The 17,998-nt window shown below is 37.0% G+C and carries 17 protein-coding genes and 1 pseudogene; 13 read left to right on the top strand and 5 right to left on the bottom strand.

Annotated elements, in window-relative coordinates; all coding sequences use genetic code 11:
- Positions 1-21: 21 nt before the first annotated feature.
- Complete coding sequence (locus tag ACT53H_RS14100; protein ID WP_174731031.1) at positions 22-477, bottom strand: GNAT family N-acetyltransferase; 456 nt, start codon at positions 475-477, stop codon at positions 22-24.
- Positions 478-588: 111 nt separating this feature from the next.
- Between ACT53H_RS14100 and pdxR the strand changes: the two genes are divergently transcribed.
- Positions 589-2,067: a MocR-like pyridoxine biosynthesis transcription factor PdxR gene (pdxR, locus tag ACT53H_RS14095; RefSeq protein ID WP_476009450.1), complete on the top strand. Its 1,479-nt coding sequence runs from the start codon at positions 589-591 to the stop codon at positions 2,065-2,067.
- Positions 2,068-2,344: 277 nt separating this feature from the next.
- On the opposite strand, the gene ACT53H_RS14090 is transcribed toward pdxR, so the two are convergent.
- Positions 2,345-3,004: an epoxyqueuosine reductase QueH gene (locus ACT53H_RS14090; RefSeq protein ID WP_034596265.1), complete on the bottom strand. Its 660-nt coding sequence runs from the start codon at positions 3,002-3,004 to the stop codon at positions 2,345-2,347.
- Positions 3,005-3,443: 439 nt separating this feature from the next.
- Here ACT53H_RS14090 and ACT53H_RS14085 point away from each other — a divergent pair, with 439 nt between their 5' ends.
- From ACT53H_RS14085 to ACT53H_RS14075, 3 genes are all read left to right on the top strand, one after another.
- Positions 3,444-3,737 (top strand): hypothetical protein, encoded by a 294-nt coding sequence (locus tag ACT53H_RS14085; protein WP_004793158.1) that lies wholly within the window; start codon positions 3,444-3,446, stop codon positions 3,735-3,737.
- Positions 3,738-3,936: 199 nt separating this feature from the next.
- Positions 3,937-4,404, top strand: coding sequence for a redox-sensitive transcriptional activator SoxR (soxR, locus tag ACT53H_RS14080; RefSeq protein ID WP_081399172.1), 468 nt, complete (start codon positions 3,937-3,939; stop codon positions 4,402-4,404).
- Between the two features lie 159 nt (positions 4,405-4,563).
- A complete protein-coding gene (locus tag ACT53H_RS14075; protein WP_443272148.1) occupies positions 4,564-4,998 on the top strand; it encodes an I78 family peptidase inhibitor in 435 nt (144 codons plus the stop codon).
- A gap of 74 nt (positions 4,999-5,072) precedes the next feature.
- Here the strand turns inward: ACT53H_RS14075 and ACT53H_RS14070 are convergent, their stop codons facing one another.
- Positions 5,073-5,696, bottom strand: a complete 624-nt coding sequence (locus ACT53H_RS14070) for a hypothetical protein (RefSeq protein ID WP_151962513.1) — start codon at positions 5,694-5,696, stop codon at positions 5,073-5,075.
- A gap of 467 nt (positions 5,697-6,163) precedes the next feature.
- Here ACT53H_RS14070 and ACT53H_RS14065 point away from each other — a divergent pair, with 467 nt between their 5' ends.
- A complete protein-coding gene (locus ACT53H_RS14065; protein ID WP_174729440.1) occupies positions 6,164-7,543 on the top strand; it encodes an L-serine ammonia-lyase in 1,380 nt (459 codons plus the stop codon).
- A 104-nt stretch (positions 7,544-7,647) separates the two neighbouring features.
- On the opposite strand, the gene ACT53H_RS14060 is transcribed toward ACT53H_RS14065, so the two are convergent.
- Positions 7,648-8,559: a LysR family transcriptional regulator gene (locus ACT53H_RS14060; protein WP_476009449.1), complete on the bottom strand. Its 912-nt coding sequence runs from the start codon at positions 8,557-8,559 to the stop codon at positions 7,648-7,650.
- Between the two features lie 98 nt (positions 8,560-8,657).
- On the opposite strand from ACT53H_RS14060, the gene ACT53H_RS14055 reads away from it, so the two are divergent.
- Entirely contained in the window at positions 8,658-9,254 is a 597-nt protein-coding gene (locus ACT53H_RS14055) for an NAD(P)H-dependent oxidoreductase (RefSeq protein WP_476009448.1), read from the top strand.
- Between the two features lie 56 nt (positions 9,255-9,310).
- Here the strand turns inward: ACT53H_RS14055 and pobR are convergent, their stop codons facing one another.
- A complete protein-coding gene (gene pobR / locus ACT53H_RS14050; protein WP_476009447.1) occupies positions 9,311-10,126 on the bottom strand; it encodes an IclR family transcriptional regulator PobR in 816 nt (271 codons plus the stop codon).
- A 141-nt stretch (positions 10,127-10,267) separates the two neighbouring features.
- On the opposite strand from pobR, the gene pobA reads away from it, so the two are divergent.
- The 7 genes and pseudogenes from pobA (at position 10,268) to ACT53H_RS14015 (ending at position 17,956) form a co-directional block, all read left to right on the top strand.
- Positions 10,268-11,482 carry a 4-hydroxybenzoate 3-monooxygenase gene (gene pobA, locus ACT53H_RS14045; RefSeq protein WP_476009446.1) on the top strand — a complete coding sequence of 405 codons (1,215 nt, stop codon included), beginning with the start codon at positions 10,268-10,270 and terminating at the stop codon, positions 11,480-11,482.
- Between the two features lie 679 nt (positions 11,483-12,161).
- Positions 12,162-12,782, top strand: a complete 621-nt coding sequence (locus ACT53H_RS14040) for a LysE family translocator (protein WP_443272159.1) — start codon at positions 12,162-12,164, stop codon at positions 12,780-12,782.
- A 77-nt stretch (positions 12,783-12,859) separates the two neighbouring features.
- Positions 12,860-13,012 (top strand): annotated as a pseudogene (locus ACT53H_RS14035) (acyl-CoA dehydrogenase C-terminal domain-containing protein); the annotation flags it as partial.
- A 164-nt stretch (positions 13,013-13,176) separates the two neighbouring features.
- Positions 13,177-13,899, top strand: a complete 723-nt coding sequence (locus ACT53H_RS14030; RefSeq protein WP_239968603.1) for a UTRA domain-containing protein — start codon at positions 13,177-13,179, stop codon at positions 13,897-13,899.
- A 91-nt stretch (positions 13,900-13,990) separates the two neighbouring features.
- Entirely contained in the window at positions 13,991-15,028 is a 1,038-nt protein-coding gene (locus ACT53H_RS14025) for a putative 2-aminoethylphosphonate ABC transporter substrate-binding protein (protein WP_151962549.1), read from the top strand.
- A gap of 22 nt (positions 15,029-15,050) precedes the next feature.
- Positions 15,051-16,253 carry an ABC transporter ATP-binding protein gene (locus tag ACT53H_RS14020; RefSeq protein WP_151962550.1) on the top strand — a complete coding sequence of 401 codons (1,203 nt, stop codon included), beginning with the start codon at positions 15,051-15,053 and terminating at the stop codon, positions 16,251-16,253.
- A complete protein-coding gene (locus ACT53H_RS14015; RefSeq protein WP_151962551.1) occupies positions 16,247-17,956 on the top strand; it encodes a putative 2-aminoethylphosphonate ABC transporter permease subunit in 1,710 nt (569 codons plus the stop codon). The genes ACT53H_RS14020 and ACT53H_RS14015 overlap by 7 nt, the downstream gene beginning before the upstream one ends.
- The last annotated feature ends 42 nt before the right edge of the window (positions 17,957-17,998 follow it).

Raw genomic sequence — 17,998 nt, 5'->3', positions numbered from 1 at the left:
GCTTTTGGTGTTTTTGCTTTTTTAGTTCAAAGGCATACGATATTCAATAATCCCTGGTTTTTGTGCAATCCAGTCGTAAAGCTTTTGTGCTGTTACATTGGTTTCTTGAGTATGCCAATATAAACGGTCACAGTTGTGTTGAATTGCTTGCTTTTGCACATATTCAATCAGTTGCTTACCAATGTGTTGTCCACGAACTTCAGGGGAAACATAGAGGTCTTCTAAATAACAATAATTATTTTCTGCCCATGTTGAACGATGAATAACATAATGCACAATTCCCAAAACTTGCTCGCCTTGTTTGGCAACAGCACAATAAACGGGTTCATTTTCATCGAAAAAGCGTTCCCAAGTCACTTTTGTGACATGAAGAGGTAAATTTACCTGATAAAAATTTTGATAAGCAAGCCAATATTTTTCCCATTGTGAATAGTCCTGCTGTTGAACAGGGATGATTTGAATAGCTTGATTTTGCATAATAATTACACTCTATTTTAAAGTAATGGAAAATGGACAACTAAAGTGTAGTTTTGATAGTGGTATTTTTATAAGGTACACTTTTGATATTTTTTAAAGTACCAGTTTATTATGGCAGCTTCGATTTCGGCATCGTTCCCACATTTGATTTTGCCAAAAGGGCAGATTAAAGAGGGGCTATATTCGGCTTTGCGTGATGCTATTTTAGATGGACGGCTATCTGCCGGAACAAAATTACCCTCAAGTCGTGCCCTAGCAGAGATGATGTCAATTTCAAGAAACTCTGTATTGGCAGCTCTTGAACGATTACTTGATGAGGGATATTTATTTACCAAACCAAGTTCGGGCACCTATGTTGCTGAGGTTGTGCCAGATCAGTTAATACATGTTCAAGAAAATTCAAAAAAAACGTCTAAAAATAATCATCAATCCTTAAATATTAATCCGAATATTGAAGCTTTATTAACCTCATGGCGAGAGCAGTCGTGGTCAAGTCAAAAGAAAAAAATGTTCCATGTGGGTGTGGGTTGTGTTGATTTATTTCCTCATCAACTTTGGGGAAAGTTATTAAATCAAGCTTGGCGGCAGTCGTATTATCAACTTGGTCAATTTCACGACCCGCGTGGCTATCTGCCTCTACGTCAGGCAATTTGTGAATATGTCCGCTCCACCCGAGGGCTGAATTGCAACGAAGAGCAAATTATTATCGTAAATGGGACGCAGCAAGCTATTCATTTAACGGCCTATGCTTTACTTCAAGCAAATGATGAGGTGTGTTTAGATGACCCAGGTTATGACGCTGCTTTTAATATTTTCCGAAGTTTTGGTGCACAGGTAAATTTAATTGAAAGTGATGAAGAGGGAATGCAAGTCTCAGACATTATTCGTCATTATTCAAAAAGCAAACTGGTCTATACAGCGCCTTCACATCAGTTTCCTGTAGGTGGAATCTTAAGTCTCGCCCGCCGTTTTTCGTTACTTGATTGGGCATCTCAACAAGCGAAATGGATTTTTGAAGATGACTATAATAGTGAGTTTCGCTATGGCACACATCCCATTCAGGCGCTACAAGGTTTAGATCAGCAGCAAAGAGTTATTTACTCTGGTACTTTTACCAAAATGATGTTTCCAGAGTTTCGGTTAGGATTTATGGTTGTGCCTGAAGCATTGATCGAAACCTTTAGTGCAGCAAAATACTATACCGATGTTCGAAGTTCTTATTTAGAGCAAGTGGCTTTGTCTCAATTTATACAAAAAGGTCACTATGCTCGGCATGTACGCAAAGTTCGAAAAGCTTGCTATGAGCGCCAACAAGTATTGATTAAAGCGATTGATGAGCATCTTGCAGATGTGCTTAGTGTTCAACCTACAGATTCAGGTATCCATGCAGTGTGCTGGTTAAAAGGTAAGTGGACAGAGCAAGAATTTATTGATCAGTGTTCAGCTCTAAACTTGGCTGTTCAGCCATTATCAAGATATTGTCAGATGCCAACCAAAAAGGCCGCGGTACTTTTTGGCTATGCAGCCCACACACCTAATGAAATTATTGAAAACATTCAAAAAATTGCACAACATTTACAAGAAAAATAATAGCCTAAGTTTTGTTATTTAGATAAATTTAATCATTCTTTAAATGCTTAAATATGAATTTCTATGATGATCAATTGGTTATATGAAAATAGAAATGTTATTAAAATTTTTAAAAAATAATTTTAATTAATATTATTTTAAGCTAGCCCAATTAATCTAACTACATCAAAGCTTATTTAGTACACCTTTTGGCCACATTCTCCAGATGTGGCCGTTTTTTTATCAAAAATAAATATAGTTCGGAATAACTTAATTAATTCTTAAAGAGAAATAAAAATTAATCTTCTTCCATAGCATTACTATAAAACTTAACACCCAGTTTAATACGATCACGCCCATTACCCATACGCCAGCGGTTAGTATCTCTTAAAGAATATACACAGCCACAATACTCTTGTTGATAAAACTCTTCTCGTTTACTGATTTCAATCATACGGCTTGAGCCACCGTTTTTACGCCAGTTGTAATCCCAGTACTGAATTTCAGGATAGGGCGCAGCAGCACGAATTCCGCAGTCATTGATTTGCGCCATATTTTTCCAGCGAGAAATTCCTAGCGAACTACTGATGAGACTAAAGCCGTTTTCATATGCGTAAAGGGCAGTTCGTTCAAATCGCATATCGAAACACATGGTGCAACGAATACCACGTTCGGGTTCATCTTCCATACCTTTTGCTCGAGCAAACCAATTGTCAGTGTCATAGTCTGCATCAATAAACGGGATATTATGCTTTTCGGCAAAACGAATATTTTCCTCCTTACGGATGAGATATTCTTTTACTGGATGAATATTAGGATTATAAAAAAATATTGAAAATTTAATGTCTGAGTCAATCAAGGCTTCCATCACTTCTCCTGAACAAGGAGCGCAACAAGAATGAAGTAATAATTGATCGTGTCCAGATGGGAGTTCTAATTTTAAACGTTGAGTTGACATAATAAAAAAATTAAATTGTAATGCAATTCATTATATATTTATTTTTTATATAATGTGAAATGAATTATTTTCAATCTTACTGTGAAATTAATTTAATGTTATTTATTAATATTTTTAGTGCTAAGCTAAATATAATGAATTAAATATTGTATTAAATATTAAAGTCATCTTTATAATTAACCTTAAAGTTATTGTTAAATATACTATATGATTAAATAAATTATGGATGGATTTTATATGTTAAAAAATAATAAACCTTAAATATTTTTTGATAAGTGATTGATGTATCTGAATATAATTTTAAGTTTTTATTGTGATATGTGTCACAAATAAACCTTATTTTTTCAATTAAAGTATTTCTTTAGATTTATATCTTTAATAAATTTATACTATAAAATTCAGTGTGTTTTTTTAATTTAAGCGTGTGATAATTTGAGATATGAAAGATTGGCAATGTAAGTATTGTAACGGTTACATTATGGTTAATCATTCAAAGATTAGCGTAGGAGAAAAAGTTTACTTTTTGGTATATAAATTTGACGCAAAGAATGAAAGGAAAAAATTATATAAAAAGGGAATTGTGATTGCACGTCACGATAATATACTTCACATTGAATCACGTAAAAAAACTTATAAGATCGAGCAAATTAAAGTCTATCCCTTAGGCGCTCCAATGCCTTTCGTTTACAACATGTTTTGGATTTGTGGATGTCCGAGTACTCTACAAAACTAATTTCTTAAATTTAACTGATAGCAAGTTATTTTATAGATTGAACTTGATTAATCATCAGATTCATTTTTTATCTTTTGCTTTTACAGATAAGAACCATAGCTTGATAAAAGTGGCTCATAACATATAACAAAACCTCTGTTATTTATTTGACAAAACAAAGACGTACTCTTATAAACCTCAAGTAAAGTTGAGGTCAAATGTGATGAGTGAAAATAAAAAAGCTGACCCTAGTCGCGTTTTGACTGTGGGTGAAGTTGCAAAAAGGAGCGGGGTTCCTGTTTCAACCCTTCATTTTTATGAAGCGAAAGGACTTATAAAAAGTATAAGAACGAATGGTAATCAACGACGCTATCCCTTAATTATTTTAAGATATATTGCGATTATTAAAGTTGCTCAAAGAGTAGGTATTCCTTTAAATGAGATTAAAGAAGCCTTAAGTCAGTATCCAATAGGTAGTAAATTAACAGCTAAGCAATGGAAGGATTTATCGAGTCATTGGCGAGAAAATTTGGATGATCGAATTCAAAAATTAACTCGATTAAGAGATGAAATGGACTGGTGCATTGGCTGTGGTTGCTTATCCTTAGAGCAATGTCCATTAAGAAATCCTGAAGATATTTTAGGACAAGACGGATCAGGGGCCCGAATTTTAGAAAGACCTGAATAAAATAGTTCAAAAAATGGCTTTTAATTGGGAATATCTTAATTTCCAATAAATTAAATTTATTTTGCTAGAACATTCAAGTGAGTTTTTTATTGTAAACAAGTCATATGGAACATGAATTTTTTTGATATCTTTAGTTTTTTTAGTAAGAAGCAAAAAATTATGAAAAAAATGATCTTTCTTGGCTTAGCGCTTGTTTCGTTAACGGCTTGTTCGTCTGTACAACATAAAGATTCAACTCCACCAAAAATTGGTTCACCAAACCCAGCTAGTCAATATTGTGTTGAACAAGGTGGGAAATTAGAAATTAGAAATGAAGCAAATGGTCAGGTTGGGTATTGTCATTTACCAAATGGCCAAGTCGTCGAAGAATGGAAATTATTCCGTGATAACCAAGCGAACTGTATAGCAGAAGAAGCTCAAAAATTAGTGGGGCAATCTGGTCTGACTGATGATCAAATTAAACAAAAGACTCAATCAGAGATTGTGCGTAAAGTGGCTCCTGGTCAACCAATGACAATGGATTATCGTACAAACCGAGTTACAGTCACTATTGATCCTGCTTCTAAGAAAATTACTCAGGCAACTTGTGGTTAATTTGTTTAATTAAAGTTTGTTAAACCAAATCTTGAAGTAAAAAAGCCTGTTGAGATGCAGGCTTTTTTATGACTTTAATTTTGGGAATAATGAATGACTGGATACTCTTTTTGTTGGGGCAGTTGTTGCAAAGCGTGATTAATTTTGATGAGAAAAATATCAACTTTATCTTGGCTTGGATTATTGGTGTTGTATGAAGCTCTTTCTTGATAGTTAATTCCACATCCAATAATTTTCATATTTGAAGGATTAAAGCTCCAGTCATTTTTATTTTTGATAGAAACATCTAAATCACTATCACATTCTTTCCAGAGTTTTAAAAATTGATTGGAATATACAGCGGGAGTTCCTTGTGCTCGGTAGACTGTAAATCCCTGCATTTCAGAGTTAGCAAATTGAAGGAGATGATTAGTAGGCATTCCTCCCCAAAGCATAGCGCTATCTTTTGGTAGCTTTATTCCGGTTATATGTTCTTCTTTAAGTGGTGCAGTTTGCTCATCTTTCTGTTTGGACTTTTGAGATTTATAAACCAGTTTTGTTCCAACAGGAACTGTTACGCCTTTGACTTGAGTGATTTGTTTTGTATAGAAATAAGGGGAATCATCTCGATTACAGCCAGTCGGGTTATAGCAACCAATGCAACCACTTAACAATAAAACAGGAAAACTTAAAATACTTAATTTGAAAAGTCGATCCATTTTTTTTGTCTTTAATTATGTCTAGAAATTTAATATATCAGCTTTAAATCAATAATAAAAAAAGCCTCTAGCGAACTAGAGGCAGAAAAACATCAGATGCAAGAACAGGTGAATTATGCATCTGAGTTAAGTAGGTTGTATCAAACCATGTAAAGCACTTTACCAGCAAAAATGAATAAAAATAGGGAGGTGCGACTAATGGCTAATATTTGTGGTTTTAAATTTATACAAATTAGCGCTCTTATTTAAAAAACTAGTTCTGGAACATCTATGAGGGTTGATGAAAGCGCTACAATTTATGTTCTTCATTAAACAGACCGATATGGATTGTTCAACCGTTGTCTTTTTGTGCTGCTACCCAATAGTTATTCGTGATTTGTACCAGACTTAATGATAATTTTAATGTCATCCGAAAGGACACAATAACGACGAACATACGAATAATAATGAATTGAAGGTAGGACCCAGTGTTTATTAGTGTATTTGATCTTTTTAAAATTGGCATCGGCCCATCTAGCTCCCATACAGTTGGACCCATGCGAGCGGCATACAGTTTTGTGGATGATTTATTGAAGCAAAACAATTTACAAGCAACGGTTAGAGTTCAGGTGAAGTTATACGGTTCGCTTGCAGCAACCGGTGTTGGTCATGCGACAGATAAGGCTATTCTTTTAGGCTTAATGGGCTTTGACCCTGAACATGTCGATACTCAAGCAACTACAAGCTTGATTGAAGATGTTCTTGAAAATAACGCCATCCGGCTTAATCAGCAAAAGAATATTTCTTTTGACTATAAGCACGATGTACTTTTCTTGGATGAATCTTTGCCTTATCACCCCAATGCAATGGAGCTGATTGCGTATAACGACGCGGAAGAAATTTTATATGAAGAAACATATTACTCAATTGGTGGCGGTTTTATTGTTAGTCAAAAGAAATTAACACAAACCCAATCTGAAACCAGTGACATTAAAGTTCCATATCCATTTCATAGCGCGGCTGAACTTTTAAGCTTATGTAAAACTCATCATTTGTCGATAAGTGAATTAATGCTTGAAAATGAAAAAAGTTGGCGTAGTGAAAGTGAGATTCGTAGCAAAATTATGGACATCTGGAAAGTGATGCAGCAGTGCATTCACAACGGATTAATTAATGAAGGGATATTACCGGGTGGATTAAACGTAAAACGTCGGGCTAAAAAAATTCACGATAAGTTATTAAATAAGAAAAATTCAAACCTGATTGTGACAACTTTTCATGCCATGGAGTGGGTCAATTTATTTGCTTTAGCAGTAAATGAAGAAAATGCTGCTGGCGGCCGAGTAGTGACAGCACCCACAAATGGGGCAGCTGGAATTATTCCGGCAGTTTTATATTACTACGTGACTTTTTCTAAAGACTTTTCTGAAGACAAAGTTGTTCGCTTTTTTCTAAGTGCGGCAGCAGTTGGCATTTTATGTAAACTCAATGCGTCTATTTCCGGTGCAGAAGTGGGATGTCAGGGCGAAGTCGGCTCAGCATGTGCAATGGCTTCGGCTGGTTTAGCCGAGATTTTAGATGCATCACCTGAACAAGTAGAACACGCGGCCGAAATTGGCCTTGAACATAACTTAGGTTTAACGTGTGACCCGATTGGTGGCTTGGTTCAAGTTCCTTGCATTGAGCGAAATGCAATTGCAGCTGTAAAAGCCATTAATGCAGCACAAATGGCACTTCATGATGAGGGGGAGCATTTTGTGACGCTCGATAAAGTTATTCAGACCATGAAAGAAACTGGCAAAGATATGTCTGAGAAATATAAAGAAACTTCAAAAGGTGGCCTCGCTGTTAATGCAATTGAGTGTTAAATAATAAGATGGGGCGAGAAGCCCCATCTTAATTTGAACATTAAGCCTAGCGAGCAACGTATTTATAAAAACCAGATGAAAGAGTGACCATTATTGTTTTAACTTTATTTTTGAATGTTTAGTTCAGGGGGTAAATGCTGCGTCAAATAATCAATTGCAAGACGAGTTTTCAGCGGCATAAAAGGCAGTGTAGGCCATACCAAATGAATCGGAAAAGCAATACTCGACATGGTTTCTAATACTTGCACAAGCGTACCATTCTGTAATTCATTTTGAATGAGCCAATCGGGCAACCACGCGATACCTGCTCCAGCAAGTGCTGCATTTTTAATAGCTTGCAGATCATTTAAAAGAAGCTTTGCTTTGGGTTTTATAAACAAAGGCTCGGTATTTTCCTGTTGAAGTTGCCATTTTTTTATTTGACCAAAATGCGGATCGGCAATCGTGGCGTGGTGGTCTAAGTCTTCAATATTTTCTAGGGGACCTGCTTCATTTAAATAGTCAGGTGAGGCACAAAGTAACATTCGATGCTCACCAATCGGTTTGGCAACGAGTTGAGTGGTGTCAGGTAATGCCCCGATTCTTATACATAAATCAAAACCTTCTTCGACCAAGTCTACAGTCCGATCATTAAATGAAATTTCTAGCTGTAAGTCCGCATGCTGTTGAGCAAATTTAACCATGAGTGGGGCAGCAAAGACTTGTCCAAAAAGTACAGGCACAGACATTCGTAAACGCCCCGTTGCGTTGATTTTTCTTTGGTCTAGCAGGGCCGCTGCGTTTTGTATTTCACTTAACGCTCGCCGGCTATGCTCATAAAACAAAGCGCCTTCGTCAGTCATGCTGAGCGAACGTGTTGTTCTTTTAAAAAGAACAACACCAAGCTGATCTTCAAGACGGGCAATATTTTTACTTATGGCTGAGCGAGTTAAATGCAATTGCTCGGCAGCTTTTACAAAACTTCCAGCTTCAACCACCGTCACAAATATAGAAATTGCACTTAGCTCATGTTGCATGATTGTTGCCTAAAGGGAACCAATGATAAGAAATAATATCACCACTGTTGAATTTATTGTGGAGTTAATATGGCTTCATTGAAAACGTGGAGATGGTCATGGCTAAAATATTGGTATTAAAATCCAGCATTATAGGTGAGGTTTCACAAACCAATCGTCTAATCGATGTAATGCTTGAACATCGAAAAGACCAAGGTTTGCAAGATGACATCACCATACGCAATTTAGCTGAAATGAACCTGCCTGTATTAGATCTGGAAATTTTTCAGGCGCTGCGTGGGGCTGAAAATAAAAATCAAGACATTCAACAGATTGTTGCTTTGTCTGATGAATTAATTGCCGAATTAAAAAGTGCCGATTTACTCGTGATTGGCGCACCCATGTACAACTTAAATGTCCCGACTCAACTCAAAAACTGGTTTGATTTGGTGGCACGAGCAAGACAAACGTTCCGCTACACCGAAACTTACCCTCAAGGTTTGGTTGAAGGGGTAAAAGCAGTAGTGGTAAGTAGTCGGGACGGTATTCATGTCGGCCAAGAAACTGAGGCAGTCACGCCTTATCTCAAAGCAGTGTTAGGTCTAATGGGCATTCATGAGGTTGAATTTATCTATGCAGAGGGCTTAGACATGCAAGCTTATCGTAACAATGCATTAGATATGGCAAACCAGCAAATTAAAGAATTCGCCATTTAAAATCATGAGCTGAAACTCTTGTACCTCTAATTGATGACAAGAGTTTCTAAGTCTATTTAAATCACATTTCTAAGTTCATTTGCTGTATTGCGTAGCAATGGCAATATTTGCTGAACTAAGTAATCTTCTTGTACACGGTTGGTTTGAGACATGCAGTTAAGCGCTGCTATGGCTTGACCTTGCGCATTAAAAACGGGCACTGCAATCGCAATTACGCCAAGCTCATGTTCTTCTTTAGAAAGACAATAATCCGATAATGAAATGCCCTTAAGCACTTCAAAAAACTTTGACTCATCTACAAGGGTAAAAGGGGTTAAGCGTTTTAAACCGTAAGTTTTTACCCACGTGTGTTGAGCTTCTTCAGACAGTGCTGCAAGCAATACTTTACCCGTAGAAGTGGCATGGGCAGGGAGTCGGTTACCTAAATGCATGCCATAAGGACTTACACGTAAGTTATCTTGCTGTGGTAAATAGCTACGGGCAATGGGTACGACTTCGTTATCGTCCAAAACTACAATCGAAAAAGTAAGAGACGTCTGCGCGCACAAAAGATTTAAAAATGATTGTGCAACTTTAGGCAGGTGAGCAGAGCTTAAATAAGAACTCGAAAAGCGCAGCACACGATGAGTGAGCCAAAAGTAATGTTCATCAGTTTCTAAATAGCCTAAGTATTTTAAAGTTTTTAGATAACGCCTTGCCGCTGTACGACTAATACCAGTTCGCTCAGCCACTTGAGTGACATTAAGCCGTTGCCGATCTGTTCCAAAAGCTTCCAGTAAAGCCAAGCCTTTAGCTAATCCTGCAATGTAGTCATCTTGACGAATTTTCTCATGCGAGGTCGGGTGCTCTAAAAAAGCATCGAGAGAAGGCATCCATTCATTCCTGTTATTTTGGTTGTTTCTGTCCGCTATTCGGACAAACTAAATGATAAACGGTTATTTTCGTCTTGAATACATAGTGAACAAAACTTAAAGCCAGTAATTTAAAAGTCAGGATGAAACAAGGATGAAGTTATGGATATTTTAAAGACACAGGTTGCAATTATTGGATCTGGACCAGCAGGGTTATTGCTTGGGCAACTTCTATATAAAGCTGGCATCGATCATATTATTGTTGAGCAACGTAGTGCTGAATATGTGGCTTCACGGATTCGTGCAGGAATTTTAGAGCAAGTTTCGGTCGACTTACTGACACAAGCAGGTGTTGACCAAAACTTAAAAGACAAAGGCTTACCTCATTCGGGCATTGAAATCTTAACCAATGGTGAATTGCATCGGGTTGATTTAGCCGCACTCACAGGTGGAAAACAAGTGACTGTATATGGTCAGACCGAAGTGACTAAAGATTTAATGACTGCCCGTGAAGCAGCACAGCTCACTTCATTTTATGAAGCTCAAAATGTACAGGTGAAAGATTTCTACACTGCGCCGAAAGTTGAGTTTGAGTACCAAGGTAAAGCTTTTCAAATTCAGTGTGACTTTATAGCAGGGTGTGATGGCTACCATGGTGTTTGCCGTGCCAGCGTGCCCGAAGATAAAATTAAGACTTTTGAAAAAGTTTATCCGTTTGGCTGGTTAGGGGTGTTGGCCGATGTTCCACCTGTAGCCGATGAACTCATTTACGTACAGTCAGAACGTGGCTTTGCTTTATGCAGTATGCGTTCAGAAACACGTAGCCGTTATTATTTACAAGTCCCTTTAACTGATCACGTCGAAGATTGGTCCGATGAAAAATTTTGGGATGAGTTAAAAAACCGCCTAGACCCTGAAAGCCGTGAAAAGCTAGTGACAGGGCCTTCTATTGAAAAGAGTATCGCGCCGTTACGTAGCTTTGTGACTGAGCCAATGCGTTTCGGAAAATTATTTTTAGCAGGCGATGCTGCGCATATTGTTCCACCGACAGGAGCAAAAGGCCTCAATCTTGCTGCATCTGATATTGCTTATTTATCAAGTGCACTTGTTGAATATTATGTGGAAGGTTCAGAACAGGGTATTGATGAATATTCTGAAAAATGCCTACAACGTGTATGGAAAGCTGAGCGTTTTTCTTGGTGGATGACTCATTTATTGCATCGCTTTGAAACTGAAAGTGAGTTTGATCATAAGATTAAACAAGCCGAACTAAGTTATGTACTTGGTTCGATTGCAGGTAGAACAACATTGGCTGAAAACTATGTTGGTTTGCCTTATGAGATCAAGCAAATTGATAGTTTTAAGCACGCAAGCTAAAAGCTAGATAAAAAATAAAAAGGGCATGAAAATGCTCTTTTTTTATAAAAGAAATTGGATGGGATAAGTTAGTTTAAGAGATGTGGTCATACTAGAAGTAGCCATGATATTTTTGAATAATAAATTATTAGTTAGCTAGAATAAATAATTTTTAAATATTAAGAGTTGGCGTTATGCAATTTATTTTTAAGAAATAATTTAATTGGTGGTTCTGATTTTTCCTCTTTAAGCTAATTCATTAGCTGTAATATTGATTGAGTTAAGATCGAATTTTAATATAAATTTAATAAGATGTTCTATTGTGTTGGTTTTATTGATTATATGGAGTGGGTTAAAAGATCTAGTGTAAAATATATTTTTAATAATTATAGAAATGAATGTAAGTTTTAATTTATTATTATATTTTAATTCTGCGATGTAGATTTTAGTTAATAGATGATTTTTTATAAGGTCTTAATTTTATATGAGTTAATACATCTGGTGAAGATCTGGAAATAAAATTTTTTGATAAATGGTGTAATTGGATTATAAAATTAATCATAAGAATGTATGTAAGTAATTATTAATAATTGGGAGTGTCTGGAAAGTGTTGGGCTGGAAAAATACTAATTTTGGCTTAATTAAAGAGGCTAATCTTAAAGTATTATTTTTTAGAAATACTTAATGGAAAGAGTAGCTAATGAATTATAGTTTTTTATCTTTTATTATAACAGTGTTGATTATTAATCTATCACCTGGACCTGCTATGGTTTATGTAATGAATCAATCATTAAAATATGGAATAAAAGCAGGATTAAAGGCAGCAGCAGGAGTAGAGTTTGGTGTCTTCTTCTATGTTTTATTAACGACATTTGGGTTAATGGTTATCTTTCAAGAAACTCCTATGCTATACAAAGTTATTCAATTTATTGGTGCTTTGTATTTAATTTATTTAGCATATCTGTGTTGGCCCAAACGTAAATCAATAGAAAGCCCAAATATTCTTTCTCAAAACTCTACAGAATCAGCCCGCCATGCATTTAGCAAAGGGATGCTGATTAATTTGTCTAACCCAAAGATTGGCCTCTTTTTTGTTAGCTTGTTACCACAATTTGTACCTTCAAATTCTCATCCTGCTTGGATGTATTTTCTCTTATATGGGCTAATTTTTAATTTTGGAGGTATTTGTGTCAATATGACTGTTGGCGCAATGGCTCGAAAATTAAAAACTATTATACAGAGAGCATCATGGTTTGATTATGTTCCACCACTTTTGTTCTTATCTATTGCTGTTTTAAGTATAGTACAGGTGGGGTTGTGAGTTTATATTCTTGGAATTTCTACTTGTCCTCATGATCTTACTATTACCATGGTCTAAAAATAATGAGATGGTATTTTTTAGATTATCACTATTTTTCTAGTGGCATCGAGTTCGCTTATCTGTGGGCTCGACAGACATAAGTTGCCCATGAAAAATTAGAATTGAGTAAACAAGAGGAAGCTTTTTATAAAGCAAGATTAACTACTGCTAAGTTTTTGTATCAAAAAATCTAGTTTGTACGCAAAGCCGCGCTACTACTTTTTATGGAAAAATTTAGTTGGAAAAGTCTGAGATGCGGTGTGCTTTGCTTAAAAGATCAGCATTAATAAAAGCTTTTGTCATATTTTTTCAGTATATTGCTATTAATTTCTTTATTTATAAATTCTAAGTTTGTATGGAACAGGACCAAGCACGCATACCTAAATATATTCCTATTCGCGATGCAATTGCCCACGATATCGAATCTGGCGTATTAGACGCTCATGCAAAACTCCCATCGGAAAGAGTGCTATCTGAGCAATTCCAAACCACGCGAGTGGCTGCACGTGAAGCTTTGCTGGCTTTGGAAACGGATGGTCTGATTTATCGATTAGACCGCCGTGGTTGGTATGTTCGTTCTCCGCGTATTATTTATCACCCTCAATCGACGAAAAACTTTAATCAGTTTGTGATTGAACAAGGCTATGAACCTTCTACAGAAGTGATTTCGAGTGAGCTGACTCAGGCCACTTCTTGGGATGCCAAGCATTTAAAAGTTGAAAAAGGGCATCCAATTTATTCAGTTTGGCGACGTCGTTGTATTAATGGTCGACCTGTTTTGGTTGAGCATTTACGTGTGAATGCCGAGCTTTTTCCTGAGTTTTTAACACATGATCTCAAGCAATCCATTACTTTACTCATGGCAAATCAATATAACTGCCATATCACCAGAGCCGACATTAACCTCTATCCAACAGCTTTATCGGAACAACAGGCCAAAGCGCTTCATGTCAATGTTGGCGCGCTCGGTTTATATATTTGCCGTAGTAACAGAAATGAAAAGGGCGTGATTACCGATGTTGACCAAGAATATTGGCTACACGATGTCTTAGATTTACATTTCGAAGCACGAGCATAAAAATACAATCTGGTTTAAACCAGATTAATCAAACTGTCATATAAACCTGTTGAAATACGATCATCAAATAATTGCATTCGATGGTTTGCAGATGAAACAGTATGTTCAACAGACAATTAAACTTGGCACTGCATCAGTTTTAGGTGTAGTGGTCGCTTTTCAAATGGGATGTTCATCGGCAACATCAAAAAACTCAGAAGAAATTACCGTCTATACGGCAGTGGAAGCCGACCAGCTTAAACAATACCAAGAAGAATTACACAAAGCCTATCCAGAACTCAAAGTAAAATGGGTACGTGATTCAACAGGTGTAATCACCGCGAAACTTTTGGCAGAACAGAAAAACCCGCAAGCGGATGTGGTTTTTGGTGTGGCTTTAACCAGTTTGCTGGTCATGGAAAAGAAAGACATGCTTGAGCCTTTTAAACCTGAAGGCGTCCAAAATTTAAAACTCGAATTTGTAAGTCAAAAATCCGTACCGACTTGGACGGGTATGGATGCATGGGAATCTGCAATCTGTGTAAATAAAGTCGAATTAGAAAAACGTAAGTTACCGATTCCAAAAACTTGGAAAGATTTAACCAACCCAATTTATAAAAACCTGATTGTGATGCCAAATCCGGCTTCAAGTGGTACAGGGTATTTAGATGTGACTGCTTGGATGCAGATCTGGGGTGAAAAGCAGGCGTGGGATTATATGCAGGCTTTAGATAAAAACATTTCGCAATATCCTCACTCTGGTTCAAAACCTTGCAAAATGGCCGCACAAGGCGAAATTCCAATTGGTATTTCTTTCGGTTATCCAGCATTTAAATTAAAAGCAGATGGCGCACCTTTGGAAGTGGTTTATCCAACTGAAGGGTTAGGTTGGGAAATGGAAGCCTCAGCAATTGTAAAAGGAACCAAGAAATTAAGTAGCGCACAAAAATTTATAAATTGGTCGGTAAGCAAAGCGGCAAATGAAGCCTATGCACATAACTTTTCAATGGTCGCTTATAAAGGCATTGAAAATACTACCATGAGTTTCCCGAAAAACCTTCCTCAACTGCTTGTAAAAAATGATTTTTATTGGGCGGCCGAACAGCGTGAACGTATTTTGGCTGAATGGTCAAAGCGTTTTGAAAAGTGATCTTTTGAATAAGGGCCTCATTATGCAAATACCTTCGTCATTGCAATCATCGCTGCTAGGTCAAAACCCAAAGGGCGAGTTGGCAGGGCATTTATTGTCGACCTTAACGACTTATAAATATCCTGAACATGGCCCCTCGGTTTTAGAGGTGGTGGATATTCAAAAAAAGTTTCAACACTTTCAGGCTCTAACACATATTAATTTAGACCTGAAAGCAGGCGAGTTCGTCAGCTTTTTGGGACCATCAGGGTGCGGTAAAACCACATTGCTACGCATAATTGCGGGTCTTGAAAAACCTGATTATGGAAAGGTTATAAAAAAGGGAACAGATATAACTTTGCTAAGTGCTGAAAAACGGCACTGTGGCATTGTGTTTCAAAACTATGCGTTATTTCCAAATTTAAATGTCGAAGAGAATATTGCTTTCGGTTTAGACAAAAAAAAGTGGGATAAAGCACAGCGTAATCAACGGGTTCATCAGTTATTAGAGCTGATTGAGTTACCCGATATTGCAAAAAAATATCCAAATCAATTGTCTGGTGGGCAGCAGCAACGTGTTGCGCTTGCTCGAGCTATTGCACCGAATCCGGATATTTTATTGCTAGATGAACCGCTTTCAGCACTTGATGCTCAGGTACGTTTGAACTTAAGACAAAAGATTCGCTCAATTCAATCGCAGCTTAATTTGCCAACCATTATGGTGACGCATGACCAAGAAGAAGCATTAAGCATTTCTGACCGTGTTGTAGTGATGAATCATGGCGTGATTGAGCAAATCGATACGCCGCACAATATTTACTACAAACCACAAACCCAATTCGTTGCAAAGTTTATTGGCACCATGAACTTTTTAAAAGCCACTTGTGCAGTACAGAATCAGCTCGATGTTTTAGGTTTTATCCCTCTAAATCTGGAGCAGCAAAAGCTAAAAACTGGGCAAAACTACAGTATGGGTTTTAGACCCGAAGCAGTCGAGTTGGTAGATGATTTTGGCAGTAATAAAGAATCGCTGTATTTGCCAGTTAAAGTATTAAGCACTGAATTTTTAGGTGCAAAACGCCGTTTGTTTTGCGCCATTAATATTGATGGAATTGAGCAGGCAAAACACCTTTTGCAAATTGAAATTGAAAATACAAAGTTCAAATCTTTGCAAGAACTCATGTTTATAAAAGTGCCTAATCAGCTCATCCATGTTTTTGACGATCAAGGGTATGCACTATGTTAAATGAAACTGCTTCAGCGGTTTTAAAAACACAGCCGCGTCAAAAAACTGAATATTCATTAAGGTCAAATATTACTTTGGCGAGCGTCGCAATTGCTTTGACTTTAGCGATTATTGCTCCCTTAATAATGCTGTTTCAAAGTGCATTTTTTGATGAAAATCAAAATTTTGTCGGCCTTGAAAACTTTTATAATTATTTTGGTAGTTCCGCTTTACTCAGTTCTGTATTTAACTCTGTGTGGATCGCTTGTACTGCTACTGTCATTACAGTTTTTCTTGCCAGTATTTATGCGTTTGCACTGACCAATGTCAATATTAAAGGCAAAGGCTTCTTTAAATTGGTGGCATTTTTACCGATCTTGGCACCATCACTTTTGCCATCTTTGGCATTGGTTTATTTATTTGGCAAGCAAGGTGTATTCAAGCCTTTATTAGGTGATGTACAGATTTATGGTCCAATCGGTATTTTAATCAGTTATTGCTTTTGGCTATTTCCAGCAATTTTAATGCTGATGATGGTCTCTTTTCGAAGTGTCGATCAGCGTTTAATTGAAGCATCTTTATCGCTCGGAAAAAACGTCTGGAAGACGCATTATCATGTGACTTTACCTGCAATTCGTTATGGACTGATCAGTGCAAGTCTGGTGGCTTTTATTTATGTCCTAACAGATTTTGGTATTCCAAAAGTCATTGGTGGTTCTTTTAACATGATGGCGCTTGATGTCTATAAACAGATTATTGGTCAGCAAAATATGAGCATGGGTGCGGTCATTTCCATCTTGTTATTGCTACCAGCAGTTTTTGTTTTTATTTTCGATCGAATACAAAGCAAACGCCATGCACGTTTTCAATCTTTTCAGACTAAACCTTATATCTCTGCGCGTAATAAAAAGCTTGAAACGGTTTTGACTTTATTTTGTAGCTTGGTTTCGGGTTCGATTTTACTCATTATTTTAACGGCAGTCTTGGCGTCATTTATCCAGTCTTGGCCTTATGATTTGTCTTTGACCTTGCAACACTATAGCTTTGAATATGTCGATGGCGGCGGTTGGGCAGCGTATTTTAACTCGGTTCGTATGGCCTTTTTTAGTACGGTTGTGGGCACGGCACTTATTTTTATGGTGGCACTATTAACCGAACGCTTTAAAGCACATCCACTCATTAAAAATTATGTGCAAGCTTTGGTTCTATTACCTCTTGCAGTGCCGGGGCTGGTTCTAGGTATTGCGTACATTTTGTTTTTTAACCAGCAAAGCAACCCGTTAAATGTGCTGTATGGAACCATGACTATTTTGGTGATTTCAACCATCGTGCATTATTACACTGTGCCGCATCTGACTTTAACCAATGCCATTAAACAGATTCCGATACAACTCGATCAGGCAGCAGAAACTTTAGGTACATCGAAGTGGAAAACCTTTTGGAAAGTGTATTTGCCTATGTGTTTTCCAGCGCTATGTGATGTATCGGTCTATATTTTTGTAAATGCCATGACGACCGTATCGGCTGCAATTTTCCTCTATTCACCAGACACCAGTTTAGCGGCGGTGGCCGTTTTAAATATGGATGATGCAGGCGATACGGTTGCTGCTGTTGCGATGAGTATTTTGATTTTAACGACCTCCTGTGTTGTAAAACTCATTCATTGGTTATTTACCCGAAAAATCATGGCAAGAAGCCAACAATGGCGTGAAACTTCCCACTAAGTGATGTTTAGCTAAACATAATTTTTATTTAACCGACTGAAA

The sequence above is a fragment of the Acinetobacter sp. DMC2 genome (assembly GCF_056314305.1).
This window is presented reverse-complemented; position numbering and strand designations above follow the sequence as displayed.